This is a genomic window from Myxococcus vastator (assembly GCF_010894475.1).
GTDB classification, from domain to species: Bacteria; Myxococcota; Myxococcia; order Myxococcales; family Myxococcaceae; genus Myxococcus; species Myxococcus vastator.
The window spans coordinates 1-3,729 of sequence record NZ_JAAIYB010000624.1 but is presented as its reverse complement, the minus strand read 5'-3'; the positions used below and the strand labels follow the sequence as shown (position 1 = coordinate 3,729).

The 3,729-nt window shown below is 71.4% G+C and carries 2 protein-coding genes; one reads left to right on the top strand and one right to left on the bottom strand.

What is annotated here, in order from left to right; genetic code table 11:
- Nucleotides 1-3: 3 nt before the first annotated feature.
- Complete coding sequence (locus tag G4D87_RS35060) at nucleotides 4-3,036, top strand: choice-of-anchor D domain-containing protein (protein WP_240358859.1); 3,033 nt, start codon at nucleotides 4-6, stop codon at nucleotides 3,034-3,036.
- A gap of 135 nt (nucleotides 3,037-3,171) precedes the next feature.
- On the opposite strand, the gene ogt is transcribed toward G4D87_RS35060, so the two are convergent.
- Nucleotides 3,172-3,684 carry a methylated-DNA--[protein]-cysteine S-methyltransferase gene (gene ogt / locus G4D87_RS35055; protein ID WP_163787041.1) on the bottom strand — a complete coding sequence of 171 codons (513 nt, stop codon included), beginning with the start codon at nucleotides 3,682-3,684 and terminating at the stop codon, nucleotides 3,172-3,174.
- Nucleotides 3,685-3,729 lie beyond the last annotated feature (45 nt).

Below are 3,729 nucleotides of genomic sequence, written 5' to 3'. Positions count from 1 at the left end.
TGTATAAGAGACAGGGTGTGCATCGGGTGGGCGTCACCCTGGCGTCCCCAGGGCCGCTTCCGCGTGGACGTGCTGCGGCGGCTCCTGGGCTTCGGCCTGGCGTTCCAGCTTCCGCCCCTGGTGGCGGCGATGGTGGCGGGGGTGGCGTGTGAACGGCCCGCCTCTCAAAAGGCGAAGAGCGCCTTCGTTGTCCGGCCGGAGACCGTGGACTTCGGTCCCGCGGCGTTGGGGCATACCAAGACGTTCAAGCTGCGAATCGCCAACGCGGGCCGGGCCTCCTATCGCGTGGAAGGCGCCGTCTCCAGCGTGCCCAACGTCGACATCCCCCCCTTCGAGCCCTTCATCCTGTCGGCGGGTGGTGAGCAGGACATCGAAATCCACTTCCTGCCGCAGGTGGAGGGCGAGATTCAGGGCGTGGTGGAGATCATCACCGACGCGGAGGTCGGCGGGCGCGTGCCGGTGTCCGGCCGCGGCGTGAAGGCCTTCCTCGAGGTGCCCTCGGAGGCGCTCGACTTCGGCAACGTGGCCCTGGGCCTGGTGGAGATGCGCGAGGTGACGGTGCGCAACCCCTCGGACGTGGACAGTCCGCTGACGCTGTCGGTGCAGGGCGCGGACGCCGACCAGTTCACCGCCGGGCAGGGCCTGCCCTCCTCGCTGGCGCCGGGCGAGCAGCGGGTGGTGCCGGTGGCCTATGCCCCGCGCCGGCTGGGCGCGGCCGAGGCGGCGCTGCACGTGGTGGTGTGCGACGGGTGTGAGCCGGCGGTGGTGCCGCTGACAGGCACGGGCGTGGCGTCCAAGCTGGAGGTGACGCCGCTGCGCGTGGACTTCGGGCGCGTGGCGCTGGGGGCCACGGCGGAGCAGGTCATCACCGTGCGCAATCAGGGCACGCAGCCGTTGAGCTTCTCGGGCTCGCAGCTCGTGGACAGCTCGGAGGGCGTCTTCCACATCGCCAATGAGCCGGTGGTGGCCAACGGGCAGTTGGCGCCGGGCGCGGCGGTGGAGCTGCGCGTGGCCTTCACGCCTGTGGCGGTGGGCAAGGTGCGTGACGGGCGGGTGGAGATTGGCGTGCGCGAGCAGGGCTCCAGCGCCCCGGGCCCCAAGGTGTCGCTGGCGGGCGAGGGCGGCGGCTCGTGTGTGACGGTGCTGCCCCGGCGGCTGGCATTCGGCACGGTGGCGGAGGGCATGACGGCGACGCGGGATGTCACCGTCTACAACCGCTGCCGCGAGGACGTGAGTGTCACCGACCTGCAGCTCGACACGCAGCAGGGCGGCTACTTCACCCTGGCCCAGGCGCCCGCCAGCGTGAGGGTGCCCGCGGGGCAGAATGCCCAGGTGAGCGTCACCTTCCGGCCCAAGGCGGGGAACATGGACGCCAGCCAGGGGCAGCTCTCCGTCACGGTGCGTGACAGCGGCTCCGCGGCCACGGAGGCGGTGGCGCTGGAGGGCCGGGGCCAGGTGTTCGCGCCGTGCCAGTACGCGCTGCCCCAGCAGCTGGACTTCGGCAAGGTGCCGGTGGGCGCGGAGGTGGCGCTGGGGGTGACGCTGCGGAACACGGGCACGGAGGCGTGCTACCTGGCGTCGATGCAGCTCGCCCAGGGCTCTGACGGGGGCTTCTCCGCGACTCCCGTGCGCAACGGCGTCCTGGAGCCGGGCGCGAAGGCGACGCTGGTGGTCCGCTTCAAGCCGTCCGAGGAAGGTGGCTTCGCGGGGCTGGCCGAGGCCTGGGTGAACAGCCCCACGCAGGGGCACCCGCTGGTGGAGCTGCGGGGCGAGGGCGTGGTGGGGTGCTTCGCGGTGCAGCCCACCACCGTGGACTTCGGCGTCACGAAGCTGACGTGTGGCCCGCGCACGCGGGAGCTGGTGGCCGTGAACTCGTGCGTCGGGCCCATCCAGGTGAGCCAGGTCGCGTTCGACGCGGACGCGGGCGAGTTCTCTCTGGATGGTAGCGGCAATGCGCCGTGGACGCTGACGGGCCAGAGCACGCGCACGCTGACGGCGACGTATGCGCCGGTGGATGAGGGCCATGACGCCGTGGCGCTGCGCTTCACCCTGGAGGACGGCTCCATCTACACGGTGGGCATGGTGGGGCAGGGCGTGACGAAGGCGGAGCAGACGGACCGCTTCTTCCAGGAGTCACAGGCGAAGGTGGACGTGCTCTTCGTGGTCGACAACTCGGGGTCGATGATGGAGGAGCAGCAGAGCCTGGGGCAGAACTTCGCGGCCTTCCTGAGCGCGGCGGACGGCGCCGCGGTGGACTACCGCATCGGTGTCACCACCACGGGCCTGGACCCGTCTCCGGGCGGCTGGTCCGAGTGCCCGGGCGGCGCGCAGGGGGGGGAGAATGGCCGGCTGTTCCCCGTGGACGGCTCCCGGCCCCGCATCATCACCCCGACGACGCCGGATGCCGCGGGCGTCTTCGCCGACAACACCCGCGTGGGTGTCTGCCATTGGAACGAGCAGGGGCTGGAGGCCGCCTACCGCGCGCTGTCGGACCCGCTGCTCTACAACGAGGATGACCCGCGCACCGCGCAGCCCAACGACGGCAACGGCGGCTTCCTGCGCGAGGACGCCCGCCTGGCCATCATCTTCGTGTCGGACGAGGAGGACTTCAGCGCGCAGCCGGTGTCCTTCTACGAGACGTACCTGCTGGCGCTGAAGGGCAACGACCGCTCGAAGCTGAGCGTCAATGCCATCGTCGGGCCGTCGGACCTGGCCAGGTGCCCCACGTCCAGCAGCTCGGGCAGCCGCTACATCCAACTGGCGGAGGCCACGGGCGGCGTGGTGGACAGCATCTGCACGCCGAACTGGGCCAGCTCGCTGGAGAAGCTCTCCGACAGCACCTTCGGCGCCAACCGCAAGTTCCCGTTGTCCGAGACGCCGGAGGACCCGGGCAGCATCGTCGTCGACGTGGACGGCGTCCGCGTGACGTCCGGCTGGGAGTACGACGCCCGCGAGAATGCCATCCTCTTCGACCGCTCCGCGGCCCCCGAGGCGGGCTCACTGGTGGAGGTGACCTACCCGCTGGGCTGCGGCTGAACCGGCGTGCGGAGCGAGGGGTGCCGCCGGGCGTCCTGTCTTCAGGACGAGGCGTCCGGTGGCATCAGCGCGTTGAGGATCGCATCGTCCATCCGGCCCTGGCACAGCGGTCCGGCGCGTCCGTCGGGCCGAGCCTCAGGCCACGGAGCGCGAGGCATGGCGGCGCTCGTGGTCGAGCAGCCACTGCTTGCGCTCCAGTCCACCGCCGTAGCCCGTCAGTGACGCGTTGGCCCCGACCACCCGGTGGCAGGGGACCACCACGCCAATGGGGTTTGCGCCGTTGGCCATGCCCACGGCGCGCACGGCCTTGGGGCGGCCGATTCGCTGGGCCAGTTGGCCGTAGCTCGTGGTGGCGCCCGCGGGGATGTCGCGCAGTGCGCGCCAGACCTCTCGTTGGAAGGGCGTGCCCGCGGTGGCCACGGGCAACGCGTCGATGACGCTGACGTCTCCGCGCAGATAGGCCTGCATCGCGGTCGTCCTGCCAGACGGGTCGCTCGCGGGCTCGAGCACATAGCCGCTCGCGCCGTAGTGGAGCCGCAGCAGCCGGAGCATCCGGGGTTCGTACTCCTCCCAGTCGACCGCGCGCAGGCAGCCCGCTTCGTCACAGACGACCAGCATCAAGCCGATGGGCGTGGGGGCGCGGTCCATGAGCAAACGCAGCGGCGGGGGCATGGTCATCTCTCTGTCGCGAAG